Annotated in this window: 12 protein-coding genes; all 12 read right to left on the bottom strand. The window is 66.6% G+C overall.

Annotated features, from left to right (window positions below; translation table 11 throughout):
* Positions 1 to 65: 65 nt before the first annotated feature.
* The 12 genes from ACPPVQ_RS04060 to ACPPVQ_RS04005 all read right to left on the bottom strand — a co-directional run bounded on the left by ACPPVQ_RS04060 (position 66) and on the right by ACPPVQ_RS04005 (position 11531).
* Positions 66 to 833 carry a GntR family transcriptional regulator gene (locus ACPPVQ_RS04060; protein ID WP_426518889.1) on the bottom strand — a complete coding sequence of 256 codons (768 nt, stop codon included), beginning with the start codon at positions 831 to 833 and terminating at the stop codon, positions 66 to 68.
* Positions 834 to 888: 55 nt separating this feature from the next.
* A complete protein-coding gene (gene iolD / locus ACPPVQ_RS04055; RefSeq protein ID WP_426518887.1) occupies positions 889 to 2787 on the bottom strand; it encodes a 3D-(3,5/4)-trihydroxycyclohexane-1,2-dione acylhydrolase (decyclizing) in 1899 nt (632 codons plus the stop codon).
* Between the two features lie 3 nt (positions 2788 to 2790).
* Positions 2791 to 3696 (bottom strand): 5-deoxy-glucuronate isomerase, encoded by a 906-nt coding sequence (iolB, locus tag ACPPVQ_RS04050; protein ID WP_426518885.1) that lies wholly within the window; start codon positions 3694 to 3696, stop codon positions 2791 to 2793.
* Position 3697: 1 nt separating this feature from the next.
* Positions 3698 to 5206, bottom strand: coding sequence for a CoA-acylating methylmalonate-semialdehyde dehydrogenase (locus ACPPVQ_RS04045; RefSeq protein ID WP_426518883.1), 1509 nt, complete (start codon positions 5204 to 5206; stop codon positions 3698 to 3700).
* Positions 5207 to 5232: 26 nt separating this feature from the next.
* Positions 5233 to 6126 carry a Cgl0159 family (beta/alpha)8-fold protein gene (locus tag ACPPVQ_RS04040; protein ID WP_426518881.1) on the bottom strand — a complete coding sequence of 298 codons (894 nt, stop codon included), beginning with the start codon at positions 6124 to 6126 and terminating at the stop codon, positions 5233 to 5235.
* Positions 6126 to 7085 (bottom strand): 5-dehydro-2-deoxygluconokinase, encoded by a 960-nt coding sequence (iolC, locus tag ACPPVQ_RS04035; RefSeq protein ID WP_426518879.1) that lies wholly within the window; start codon positions 7083 to 7085, stop codon positions 6126 to 6128. Before iolC ends, ACPPVQ_RS04040 begins: the two co-directional genes overlap by 1 nt.
* Before the next feature lie 72 nt (positions 7086 to 7157).
* Complete coding sequence (locus tag ACPPVQ_RS04030) at positions 7158 to 7421, bottom strand: Sec-independent protein translocase TatB (RefSeq protein ID WP_426518877.1); 264 nt, start codon at positions 7419 to 7421, stop codon at positions 7158 to 7160.
* Between the two features lie 5 nt (positions 7422 to 7426).
* Positions 7427 to 8233 carry a twin-arginine translocase subunit TatC gene (tatC, locus tag ACPPVQ_RS04025; protein ID WP_426518875.1) on the bottom strand — a complete coding sequence of 269 codons (807 nt, stop codon included), beginning with the start codon at positions 8231 to 8233 and terminating at the stop codon, positions 7427 to 7429.
* 43 nt (positions 8234 to 8276) lie between these two features.
* Positions 8277 to 8489 (bottom strand): Sec-independent protein translocase subunit TatA, encoded by a 213-nt coding sequence (gene tatA, locus ACPPVQ_RS04020; protein ID WP_426518873.1) that lies wholly within the window; start codon positions 8487 to 8489, stop codon positions 8277 to 8279.
* A gap of 33 nt (positions 8490 to 8522) precedes the next feature.
* Positions 8523 to 9461, bottom strand: coding sequence for a Gfo/Idh/MocA family protein (locus ACPPVQ_RS04015; protein ID WP_426518871.1), 939 nt, complete (start codon positions 9459 to 9461; stop codon positions 8523 to 8525).
* Entirely contained in the window at positions 9458 to 10387 is a 930-nt protein-coding gene (locus ACPPVQ_RS04010; protein ID WP_426518869.1) for a sugar phosphate isomerase/epimerase family protein, read from the bottom strand. The genes ACPPVQ_RS04015 and ACPPVQ_RS04010 overlap by 4 nt, the downstream gene beginning before the upstream one ends.
* Positions 10388 to 10406: 19 nt before the next feature.
* Entirely contained in the window at positions 10407 to 11531 is a 1125-nt protein-coding gene (locus ACPPVQ_RS04005; protein WP_426518867.1) for a Gfo/Idh/MocA family protein, read from the bottom strand.
* Between the last annotated feature and the right edge of the window lie 15 nt (positions 11532 to 11546).

Below are 11546 nucleotides of genomic sequence, written 5' to 3'. Positions count from 1 at the left end.
GGGGTGGAAATCAGCGCGGTTTCGTGTCTCGTCCTAGCGCGCACCAAGCGGCTGGGCGACCGCAGCTACTTCTCGACGAGGGTGACCTCGAACGAATAGAGGTCCGGCCGGTAGACGTGGTGGCCGTATTCGGCAGCGCGACCCGAGTTGTCGAACGCGACCCTGGTCATTGTGAGCAGCGGACCACCTTCGTCGATGTCGAGCAGTTTGCTCTCCGCCGATGTCGCTGAGCGGGCGCCGATCGTCTGCTTCGCCACCCGCATGGTTACACCGCGGTAGCGAAGCAACTGGTAGAGCCCGTGCTCGTTGAGTGCGTCGATGTCCAGGTCCGCCAGGTCGGGCGGGAGAACGTTGTTCAGGACGGCGAGTGGCACCCCGTCGGACTTGCGCAGACGTGTCAGGTGCAGCGTCTCTGCTCCCACAGGGATGCCGAGCATCTCGGCGATCTGCTTATCGGCACCGACGATCTCGTGGATGAGGACGACCGTCTCGGGCCGCTGGCCGGTGCGCTCGAGGTCCTCGTAGAGACTGGTGAGTTCAACGTTGCGGGAGATCTGGCCGTGGACGACCTGCGTGCCGATTCCGCGGCGCCGCACGACGAGGCCCTTGTCCACGAGTTCCTGGATGGCGCGCCGGATCGTCGGACGGGACAGACCGAGGCGCATCCCGAGGGAGACCTCATTCTCGAGGCGGGCTCCGGCCGGCAGGCCGCGGTCTCCGTCGAGGATCGCCTTCTCCAGCCGCTGGGCGACCTGGTAGTACAGCGGAATCGGTCCGGACCGGTCGAGGTCCATGAACAGTGAATCCGGAAGTTTCGTCTCAGTCGGATTCATCGCCTGCCCCTCCCCCGTCGATCGCCAATGGATATTGTCCTCACAATAGGCCTTTTCATCCGAGGAGTGGTCTCTGGCTCGCGCGCAGTTCGACGTACTCCGAGCGTGCGCGACTGGTCGAGTCCAGTTCCGAGACCTCGGCGATGGGCACATCCCACCAGCCCTCCCCGTCAGGAGAGTAGAGCAGCGGATCGCTGTTGATGTGGATGACCGTGGCCGACTCCGACGCCTTCGCCACAGCGATGGCCGACCTGAGGTCGTCGATTGCAGCAGGGCTGGGTTTGATCTCGATGACGTCGACACCGTAGCTGCGAGCGTTCGCCGCCAAGTCCACGGGAAGCATTGACGGCCCCTCGAAATTGCGTCCCTCGGCGTCGTGGTATCGGTACCGGGTGCCGAAGCGCTCCGAGCCAACCGTTTCGGACAGGTGCCCGATCGACGCGAAGCCGTGGTTCTGGACGATGACGACGATGAGCTTGATGCCCTCGGCGACGGCGGTGAGGAGTTCGGTGTGGAGCATCAGATAGGACCCGTCGCCGACCATCACGATGACGTCCCTGTCGGGGGCGCCACGTCGCACTCCGAGCCCGCCGGCGATCTCGTAGCCCATGCAGGAGAAGGCGTATTCGACGTGGTAGCCGAGCGAATCACGCACGCGCCACAGCTTGTGGAGATCACCCGGCAGTGAGCCGGCTGCCTGCACGATCACGTCGCGCGGGTCGCTGGACGACTGAACGGCGCCGACGATCTCCGACTGGCTGGGCAGGGCCAGCCCGGAGGGCGCGAACGCGTCGTCGACGAGCCCGTCCCACTCCGCCTTCTCCCGGGCAACCCGCGCGGCAAGTTCGGTCGAGACAGAGAAGCCGGCGAGTTCACGCTCGAGCTCGACCAGCGTTTCGCGGGCGTCGGCGATGATGGGGAGTTGCGATCCGTGCTTGTACGCGTCGAACGGAGCCACGTTGATGTTCACGAAGCGCACATCCGGGTTCTGGAACGCCGTGCGGCTCGCGGTGGTGAAGTCGCTATAGCGGGTTCCGATGCCGATCACGACGTCGGCGTCGGCGAGAATGCGATTGGCTGCGCTCGATCCCGTAGCGCCTGCGCCGCCAAGGTACTGCGGGTGGTCCCAGACCAGGGATCCTCCGCCGGCCTGAGTGGTGGCGACGGGGATGCCCGTTAGTTCCGCGACGCGTCGCAGAACGTCTTCGGCAAGCGAATAGATGACGCCGCCGCCTGCGACGATCACCGGGAGCCTCGCAGCCCGGATCGCGTTCACTGCCGACGCCAGCGCGTGACGCTCGGGGAGCGGACGGCGGATGTGCCACTCGCGGGGCTGCAGGAATTCGAGCGGCACGTCGAAGGCTTCGGCCTGTACGTCCTCCGGGAGCGCGATCGTCACCGCACCGGTCTCGGCCGGGTCGGTGAGGACCCGCATGGCGGCGAGCGCGATCGAGAAGAGCTGCTCTGGACGCTGGACGCGGTCGAAGAACCGTGAGAGCGGCCGGAACGCGTCGTTCACCGTGATCCCGGTGTCGTGAGGAAGCTCGAGTTGCTGCAGGACGGGGTCGGCGACCCGCGTGGCGAAGGTGTCGCTCGGCAGGAGCAGGGCGGGCAGCCGGTTCGCTGTCGCGAGCGCGGCACCGGTGAGCATGTTGGCTGCACCGGGGCCGACGGATGCGGTGCTCGCGAACGTCGCTCGGCGTCGGTGCATGCGTGCGAAGCCGACCGCCTGGTGCACCATCGCCTGCTCGTTGCGCGCCTGGTAGTAGGGCATGAGGTCGGGATCCGACACGTTCAGCTGTTTGAGCGCCTGGCCGAGACCGGCGACGTTGCCGTGCCCGAAGATGCCGAACACGCCCGGGATGGTGCGCTCGCGCAGGTCGCCGTCGAGGGTCCATTGGTTCGCGAGGAACTCGATGAGCGCCTGGCTGACCGTCATCCGTTTCGTTGCCATGAATTATCGTCCTTCGTCGGTGCGCCCGTAGGGCAGTCGTTCATCGATGGGCTTGCCGGCCCAGGTGTCGCGGACCCAGGCGTGCGCAGGGTCGTCGGAGATGCGCCAGGCGCGCTCCGGGTCGGGCCCGGCCATCACGTTGAGGTAGTAGAGGTCGTAGCCGGGGGCGGCGACGGCCGGCCCGTGGTAGCCGAACGGAACCAGGGCGATGTCCCCGCTGCCGACCTGGGTGTTGATGTCGATCTCGCCCGCCGGAGACGAGTACGTGCTGAACAGCCCGAACGGCCTGGCCGTTGACGGAGCAACGGCTCCCTTCGCTGTGGCCGCCTCGAAATAGTAGATCTCTTCAAGGCGCGACTCGTGGCCGGGCACGTGCTCGTCGTGCTTGTGCGCAGGGTACGACGACCAGTTGCCCGCCGGAGTGATCACCTCGCAGACGATCAGCCGTTCGGCATCGAGCGCGCCCGGAACCCCGAAATTGTGAACCTGCCTGCTGGACTGGCCCGCTCCGCGGAGTTCGACCGCAACGTCCGCACGCTCCACGTGGCATGACTCCCGCACGACCGTCGTCGGGGACTCCGCGACGGCGACCCGCCCAGTGCCGACGATCGTCACCGCTGTGCCGGCGGGTACGTACAGCACGTCGGTCGGTCCATCGAAGACGGATGCGCGACCGGCGAGTACGACCGTCGAATCCTCACCGTGCTCGACGAACGAGACGGTGAACGAGCCCGCGAGCGGGACGATCATGCGCTCGACATCCGTCGCCCGCCCGGTTACCCAGGTGTTCGCCAGTTCGGCCACCCGGATGCCCGTGTGGGCCCACCCGGGCAGGGCGCTGTCGACGACGGACTCCCAGCCCTCGCGCGAAAGCTCGCCGCGTCGGTGGAACCACTGAACCTCGGACATGCTAGTTATTCTCGGGGAAACCGAGGTTGATCCCCCCGTGGCTCGGGTCGAGCCACCGCGAGGTGATCGCCTTCTGCTGAGTGAAGAACTTGACGCCCTCCGCACCGTGGGCCTTGGTGTCGCCGAACAGCGAGTCCTTCCACCCGCCGAAGGAGAAGGTCGCGACCGGAACAGGGATGGGCACGTTGATGCCGATCATGCCGACCTGCACCTCGCGCTGAAAGCGCCGGGCCGCACCGCCGTCGTTCGTGAAGATGGCGGTGCCGTTGCCGAAGGCGCCCGAGTTGATGAGGGCGAGCCCTTCGTCGAAGCTGTCGACGCGTACGACCGCGAGGACCGGTCCGAAGATCTCGTCGGTGTAGACGCGCGAGGTGATCGGCACGTCGTCGATCAGAGTCGGGCCGAGCCAGAATCCGTCGGGCGCGCCGTCGACCGTAACGTTCCGCCCGTCGACGACGACGGTTGCACCGTCTTCGATGGCGATGTCGATGTAGGAGGCGACCTTGTCACGGTGCTGCTCGGTGACCAGCGGGCCCATGTCGCATTGCCGGCGGCCGTCGCCGATGCGAAGCTCCGCGATGCGGTCGGAGATCTTGCCGATGAGCGCATCCGCGACCGGGTTCACCGCCACGACGACGCTGACCGCCATGCACCGCTCGCCGGCCGAACCGAACCCGGCGTTGATGGCAGAGTCGGCCACGAGGTCGAGGTCCGCATCCGGAAGCACGAGCATGTGGTTCTTGGCGCCGCCCAGCGCCTGGACACGCTTGCCGTGCGCGGTCGCGGTCTCGTAGACGTACTTCGCGATCGGGGTCGAACCGACGAACGAGATCGCCTTGACGTCGTCGTGGGTCAGCAGTCCGTCGACCGCTTCCTTGTCACCCTGCAGCACGGTGAAGACGCCGTCGGGAAGGCCGGCCTCCTTCCACAGCTCTGCCAGCCAGATGGATGCCGACGGGTCCTTCTCGCTCGGCTTGAGAATCACGGCGTTGCCTGCGGCGATGGCGATCGGAAAGAACCAGGCGGGAACCATCGCGGGAAAGTTGAACGGGCTGATGACCGCGACGACGCCGAGAGGGTGGCGCGTGGAGTAGACGTCGACGCCCGTGGAGACCTGCTCCGAGTATTCGCCCTTCAGGTGGTGCGCGAGGCCGGTCGCGAACTCGACGACCTCCTGGCCACGGCTGATCTCGCCGAGAGCGTCGGAAACCACCTTGCCGTGCTCGCTCGTGATGACCTCGGCCAGCTCGCCCTTGCGGGCATCCAGCAGTTCGCGGAACCGGAAGATGACCGACTGGCGCTTCGCGAGAGACCACTCGCTCCACACCTCGAACCCGGCCTGAGCGGATGCGACGGCGCGCTCGATCTCCGCGCTGTCGGCGAGCGCCACGTACTTCGTGACGACGCCCAGCGCAGGGTCGTAGACCGGCGCGGTGCGGCCGCTCGAGCTGGGGTGGGCTTCGCCGTCGATCCAATGCGATACGACCGTCAGGGTTTCGGTTTCGATCATGATTCTTCCTTGTGTTCTGTGCGCGCTCAGGCGTGCACGAGGGATGCGGCGGTGTCGACGGCGCGGGCGACATCCCCGTCGGCGGGATAAAGGAGAGAGCGACCGACGACGAGACCCCGCACGCCGGGAAGCGCGAGCGCCTTCTCCCACGATGCGTAGGTCTCCTCCGGGCGGGACTGCGGGTCGCCGCCGAGAAGGAGGGTCGGCAGGGTCGTCGCTGCCATGACCCGTTCCATGTCCTCGACGACGGGAAGCTTGAGCCAGGAGTAGGCGGAGCTGGTGCCGAGCGCGGAAGCGATCGCGATCGAGGTGATGACGGCATCCGTCGACAGGTTGTTGACGATCCTGCCCTCCACCCAGTTGCTGATGAACGGCTCGAGAAGGATGGGGAGCTCGGCGGCCGCCGACTCGGTCACGACATTGGCGACCGATTCGATCGTCGCGACACAACCGATGTCGGCCAGGTTAACGCGCAGCAGCACCTTGCCTGCGTCGAGGCCTGCGGCACCGATCCCGTCGATGCTGTAGCCGGTGTTGCGGTCATCCATTTCGAACGAAGCGCCGCGCAATCCGCCACGGTTGATGGAGCCGACGACGACCTTGTCGTCGAGGAGCCCGAGCAGCGCCAGATCGTCGATGATGTCGGGAGTGCCGAGCACTCCGTCAACCCCCGGACGGCTCAGCGCGATGGTGAGCCGCTGGAGGAGTTCATAGCGATTGGCCATGGCCATCGCATCGCTGCCTACTGCGAGCGCGCCGCGCCCCGGGTGGTCGGCCGCCACAAGGAACAGGCGATTGTCGCCACGGAGGAAGGGGCGGCGCTCCCGCCCGGCCAAGACCTCGCCGATGCGGGTGGGGCCGGCCGCGCGTGCTTCGCGGAGGGCCGCGAACGCGTCAGGAGTGATCGGGACGTCGTACATCAGTAGGCTCCCACGAGGATGGCATCGACTTCGTCGGTCGTCGGCATGGCCGTCGAGCATTCGAGTCGCGATGCGACGAGTGCGCCGGCGACGTTCGCGAAGCGCAGGATACGTTCGAGCGACCAGCCCTCGAGAAGGCCGTGGCAGAGTGCGCCGCCGAAGCTGTCACCCGCGCCGAGTCCGTTGACCACGTCGATGAGATAGGGCTCGACTTCGACCGTTTCGTCGCGCGTCTTGGCGAGCACACCGCGGGGGCCCTGTTTGACGATGGCGAGTTCGACCCCCCGCTCGAGGAGAGCGTCGGCGGCGCGGAAAGGATCGCTCTCGCCGACCGCGACCTCGCACTCTTCGCGGTTGCCGACAGCGACGGTGACCTGCGGGAGCGCCCGCTGGACTTCTCTCGTCGCCGACTCGGCCAAGTCCCAGAACATGGGCCGGTAGTCGAGGTCGAGGATGGTGAGCGGGCGTCGTCCGCGGGCGTTCCAGGCGGCGTGGTGAGCGGAGCGGCTGGGCTCCTCGGACAGGCCGGTGACGGTCGACCAGTACACGCCTGCTGTACGGATGGCGTCGAGATCCAGCGACTCTTCGGTGATTCCGAGATCCGGCGCCTTCGGGCGACGATAGAAGTAGAGCGGGAAATCGTCGGGCGGGAAGATCTCGCAGAACGTCACAGGGGTCTGCAGCTCGTCGTCGACGCCGACGAACCGGTTGTCGACGCCGAGGCGGTCGAGTTCCCGCGAGACGAAACGGCCGAACGGGTCGTTGCCGGTGCGGGTGATGACGGCCGAGCGACGGCCGTGTCGTGCCGCGGCGACGGCGACGTTCGTGGCGCTGCCGCCGAGGTACTTGCCGAACGTCTCGACGTCTTCGAGTCCGACGCCGCTCTGGAGCGGGTAGATGTCGACTCCGACGCGACCGATCGTGAGCACCTCATGCGGTGCTGTGGTTGCCTGGGCCATGCTTCGTTGCACAACTCTCTGTTCTGGGGTCACAGTATGATTGTAACTATGTAAGGACATAATAACAAGGATTCAATCCGTGTCGTTGTCCCACAGGGCATCGCGGACGATCCTGCGGGGGTCGTACTGCCGGGGGTCGAGCTTCTTCCAGTCGACCTCGTCGAACTCGGGGCCGACCTCTTCGCGCAGCCGCTCCTGGGCGCCCATTACCATCTCGCGGAGGCCGCGGACGAATGTCGCGAGTTTCGACGCGTACAGGGGCAGGTGCTGCGGACCGATCAGCATCGCTGCGATGAGTCCGATCACGAGGAGCTTGTCAAAAGAGAGTCCGAGCATCCCGGCTACTTCCTTTCGCCCGGCAGTGCGCCGGACAGTTCGGGCAGCTCCAGCTCAGCCGCAGGTATGGCGGCGTCGTCGAGGGACCGCGCTCGCTTCGCCACACGGCGATCGTGCAGCCAGGAGACGCCGGCCGCCGCGAAGTAGAGCGCGACCATCGGTACGGCGAGGAGGAACATCGAGGCCACATCGGCCGAAGGGGTCGCGATCGCGGTGAAGAGCACGATGAGGATCAGGGCGACCCTCCACGATTTCACGATGGAACGGGCGCTGAGCACGCCCATGAAGTTCAGCAGTACCAGGAAGACGGGCAGCACGAACGCGATGCCGATGGCGAGTACCAGCTTGAGCACGAACGAGTAATACGGCGAAGCATCGATCAACGCCGCGTCCTGAGTGGAGGCGAAAGCTGTCATCAGCGAGACGATGTGCGGCACGACATACCACCCGGCGGCGCATCCGGCCAGGAAGAGCGGGACGGCGCTCAGGAAGAACCCGAAGGTGTAGCGCCGCTCCCGGCCGGTGAGTCCCGGGACGATGAACGCGAACACCTGGTACAGCCAGACGGGACTCGAGAGCACAGCCCCCACGGTGATCGCAATCTGCATCTTCAGGTCGAACGCCCCGGTGATGTCCGGAAAGTTCAGCGAGGCGTTCCTGTGCTGCCCGAGAGCGATCGCTGTTACAGGACCGCGCAGGGCCGCCATCACCGGATCGGCGATGAACCAGCCGGCGACGGACCCGACGAGAAGGGCAGCCGCGGAGCGTACGAGACGTTTGCGCAACTCAGTGAGGTGCGCGCCGATCGTCATACGTGATCCACGTCTGGCCTTCCCGCCGGAACTTATCATCGATCTAGCCGATCGGCGTGGTCTCGGGGGCGACGACGGCGGGCGCCTCCGCCTCCGTGCCCGTGGCCTCGTCCTTCATCGTCCGAACTTCACTCTTGAAGATGCGCATGGACTGCCCAACACTCTTGGCGAGGCCTGGCAGCTTTGGTGCTCCAAACATGAGCAGGACGACGGCCAGGATGATCAGCAGGTGCCATCCGGTCAAATTGGCGAACATTCGAATAGATCCTTTCCTTTGGTGCGACGGACGTCAGTCCGAGAGCACCGCGATCCGAGCAGAGTCGGTCAGTTGCTGTGCGATGTCGATGACATCGGCCGCTTCGATCGCGGTCGTGCCTTCGCACGCACCTCCCCGGGCGAAACGCGCGAACGCTTCGGCCTGGAGACGGAGAGCCTCGAGTTGCGGGGCTTCCCCGGTCGCCGGTGAGACGACCTCGACGAGGCGGTGACCCTTCGAGCCAAAGAGCTCGGCGGTGACCACATCGCCGCCCGGGTAGTAGCGCCCGAGCGAGACCATCACGGTGCTCTGGTCCTCGAGGGTGAGGAGGGCCTGAGCGCTGTCGAAATCCTCCGGAGCCTGCGGATCCGTCGAAACCGGGCCAGCGACTGCGGTCACGTCGACCACACGCTCGTCGAGCAGCCAGAGCATCTGGTTGATCTCGTGCACGCCCATGTCGAGGAACAGTCCACCGCTGTGGTTGCGGAAGCTCGCCGCGGGCGGCGCCTCATCCCACTGCGAGCAGATGAGCAGCTGCACCGCACCGAGCTTGCCCGTGGCGATGTCCTCGCGCAGGGTCACCAGCTCGGGGATGAACCTCCGCCAGTATGCGATCTGCAGCGCGACCCCACGCTCCACCGCGAGTGCGGCGGCCTCGCGTGCGGCCGGAGAGGAGAGACCGAACGGCTTCTCGCATAGCACCGACACGCCGGCCTCGATCACCTGGACGGCGAGTTCGAGGTGCTGGTCGGTGGGAGCCGCGATGATGACGCCGTCGATGCCGCCGGCAGCGAGCAGTTCGGCGACGGTCGCGTAGACCGTGTAACCCTGCTCGCGCAGTTCGTCAGCGGACGGCTCGAACGGTTCGGCGACCGCGACGCACACGACGTCCTGCGAGTCGGCGAGTGCGCGCAGGTGGGTGCGGCCCATGCGGCCGCCCCCGATGATCCCCAGGCGGAACGCGGCGCTCACAGTCCACGCTCCGAGAGGAAGACGCGGTTCGCGCGCTGGTCGACGCTCGCCCGGGCGAAACGCTCGGGAGTGCGGGGGAAGATGTCCTGCTCGACGACGAGCCAGCCGGAGTAGCCGATGTCTTCGAGGGTCGACAGGAAGGCATCCGCCTCGAGGTCACCCGCACCGAGGGGCGGGAACACCTCGCGATCCCAGATCGCGGTCGTCGGCGCACCATCGGCGACGATCTCGTCAAACCGGGCGATGGTCGCACTCTTCAGGTGCACGTGGTTGATGCGGTCCGCCCACGTCTGAAGGTACTTCACCGGGTCACCTCCACCGATGAGGAAGTGGCCGGTGTCCAGGCACAGTCCGATGTCGGAGAGCTCGAGCACGCGCCCGATCTCGGCCGGCGACTCGATGTAGGTGCCGGTCTCGTGGTGGAACGTCGGCTCGTAGCCGCGCTGGCGGCAGTGGTCGACGACGCGCTCCAGCCCGAGAGCGAACGCGTCCCACTGCGCGGCGGTGTAGCCGCTCTCGGGCTTACGCTTGCCCGAACCGGGCGCGACGCGCCGGTGCTCGGCGCCCGCGTCGGCGATGGTCGGCTTCGGCGGCAGGCCGAGGTCGAACTCTGCGAGCGAGTCGAACGTGTCGAGCATGGCGTCGAGTTCCGGCATCATGGCGTCGAGTTCGGCCGCCTCCGAGAACGGCAGCTCGAGGTATGCGCCGGCGAGACCCAGACCGTTGTCCGACAGGCGGCGGCCGAGTTGTGCTTCGTTTCCGAGGTAGCCGACCGGGCCGAGGTCGATTCCGGCGTAGCCTGCGTCGCGCACGGCGGCAAGGATCTCACGGCCGTCGGGGACGTTCGGATCGATGCCGACCGTCACCTCGAACGCCCCATAGCTGATCGGCGCATTGGCGACGACGATTCCTTCAGTGGTTTTCATTTCCTGATTCCTGGTTTTCCTAGTGGACGAGGACGGACGCGTCGATGGCGCTGGGGTTCTCGATGGGCTCGCGCGTCTGCAGGAAGCGGATGATCGCTTCGCACAGTGCGAGGTCGTGGAGAGCATCCGCCGCGCTCGTGACGGGCTCGGTGCCGTTGACGACGTGGCCGTGGAAGGCCTTGAGCTCGAGCTTGAACGAGCTCTCGTACGACACGATCTCGCTGACAGAGCGCGATGCCGCGGTGCCGGTCTCGCCGTCGACGATCTCGACGGTCGCCGGTGCACTCCGCAGGAACGGCGACGGGAAGCTCAGCGTCACACGGGAGTCCGGGCCGTAGATGGCGAATTCCATCTCGTAGCGTGTGAACCCGCCCTGGAGGTCGAGCCAGTTGATCGACACGGTCAGTTCGTCGAACTTGAAGATGACCGTGAGGCCCGCCGTTGTGAGGTCGGCGTACTCCAGGCTCGTCGGCTCGCCGAGGACGCCTCGGATCGTGTTGAGCTCGTGGACGAGCGTGTCGAGCAGCACGGCGTGGTAGCTCTGGCGCAGGAACGGGTCGGCGTCGCCGATCGCACGCGTGATGCTCGCGTGCGTCTCCGCCTTCCAGGTGGCGATCGCGTCGGCGGGGATCGGCGAGACCGGCGCGAGCGAGTAGTGGCGCACGTACGGGATGAAGGGGGACTCGAAGGTGGTCACCCGCATCAGGGCGGGGTTCTCGGTCGCAACGGCCAGTTCACGGAACCGGGCGAACGCCGGGTCGTAGCGCTTCGGGTACGCGACCATGAGGGTAGTGCCCGCTTCGCGAGCGGCTTCCTGCATCTCGAGGCCCTCGGCGACCGAGAAGCACATCGGCTTCTCCACCAGGACGTGCTTGCCGGCCCTGGCCGCCTCGATGGCGATCGGGGCGTGGCTGCCCGAGGTCAGGATGAAGACGGCGTCGATCGGCTCCTTGAGCATTTCGCGCCAGTCCGAGAAGGTGGCGGGGATGTTGTACCGGGCAGCGTTGTTCGCGGCGTTCGCGTCCGAGATGTCGCACAGTGCGGCGATCTCGAACTCGTCGGACAGCTCGCGGAGGTAGTTCAGGTGCATCACCTGGGCGATGAGGCCTGCGCCTACAACGCCGACTTTGAGTCGTCGTGTCATGAGTATGGTTCTCCT

Origin of the sequence: Leifsonia sp. McL0618 (assembly GCF_049994905.1) — a bacterium.
Classification (GTDB): domain Bacteria; phylum Actinomycetota; class Actinomycetes; order Actinomycetales; family Microbacteriaceae; genus Diaminobutyricibacter.
Note: the sequence above shows the minus strand (reverse complement) of the source record. Positions and strands in the feature narration are given on the sequence as shown.

What these genes read in the sequence shown, in the direction of transcription:
- ACPPVQ_RS04060 (WP_426518889.1), bottom strand. Translation starts at nt 833, where the DNA reads ATGAATCCGACTGAGACGAAACTTCCGGATTCACTGTTCATGGACCTC.
- iolD (WP_426518887.1), bottom strand. Translation starts at nt 2,787, where the DNA reads ATGGCAACGAAACGGATGACGGTCAGCCAGGCGCTCATCGAGTTCCTC.
- iolB (WP_426518885.1), bottom strand. Translation starts at nt 3,696, where the DNA reads ATGTCCGAGGTTCAGTGGTTCCACCGACGCGGCGAGCTTTCGCGCGAG.
- ACPPVQ_RS04045 (WP_426518883.1), bottom strand. Translation starts at nt 5,206, where the DNA reads ATGATCGAAACCGAAACCCTGACGGTCGTATCGCATTGGATCGACGGC.
- ACPPVQ_RS04040 (WP_426518881.1), bottom strand. Translation starts at nt 6,126, where the DNA reads ATGTACGACGTCCCGATCACTCCTGACGCGTTCGCGGCCCTCCGCGAA.
- iolC (WP_426518879.1), bottom strand. Translation starts at nt 7,085, where the DNA reads ATGGCCCAGGCAACCACAGCACCGCATGAGGTGCTCACGATCGGTCGC.
- ACPPVQ_RS04030 (WP_426518877.1), bottom strand. Translation starts at nt 7,421, where the DNA reads ATGCTCGGACTCTCTTTTGACAAGCTCCTCGTGATCGGACTCATCGCA.
- tatC (WP_426518875.1), bottom strand. Translation starts at nt 8,233, where the DNA reads ATGACGATCGGCGCGCACCTCACTGAGTTGCGCAAACGTCTCGTACGC.
- tatA (WP_426518873.1), bottom strand. Translation starts at nt 8,489, where the DNA reads ATGTTCGCCAATTTGACCGGATGGCACCTGCTGATCATCCTGGCCGTC.
- ACPPVQ_RS04010 (WP_426518869.1), bottom strand. Translation starts at nt 10,387, where the DNA reads ATGAAAACCACTGAAGGAATCGTCGTCGCCAATGCGCCGATCAGCTAT.
- ACPPVQ_RS04005 (WP_426518867.1), bottom strand. Translation starts at nt 11,531, where the DNA reads ATGACACGACGACTCAAAGTCGGCGTTGTAGGCGCAGGCCTCATCGCC.